This window comes from Pseudoalteromonas sp. SIMBA_162 (assembly GCF_046535955.1).
Taxonomy (GTDB): domain Bacteria; phylum Pseudomonadota; class Gammaproteobacteria; order Enterobacterales; family Alteromonadaceae; genus Pseudoalteromonas; species Pseudoalteromonas marina.
On the sequence record NZ_JAWJBQ010001291.1, the window covers coordinates 1 to 233 of the forward strand.

Genomic DNA, 233 nt, shown 5'->3' on the forward strand with positions numbered 1-233 from the left:
CCAGTATAGTTAATGGTCCATCGGTTTGGGTATACCCAAAACTTAACCACGGAAAGCCGGTAAGGACCACCCCCCGTAAATATTCACTAAAAGCAAAAAAGCTAATCAGCAGTAAACCAAAGCTATTTGGGCTGGTGGCAAAACGAGATGTTAAGTAGAACGCTAAGGCGGGATAAAGCGATAAGTAGCCGCACAATAGTGCCATTAACGAAAAAGAGGCTACAAGCGGGATA

General features: G+C 44.2%; 1 pseudogene. It reads right to left on the reverse strand.

What is annotated here, in order from left to right:
• Nucleotides 1-233 (reverse strand): annotated as a pseudogene (locus tag R0J88_RS23810) (apolipoprotein N-acyltransferase); the annotation flags it as partial.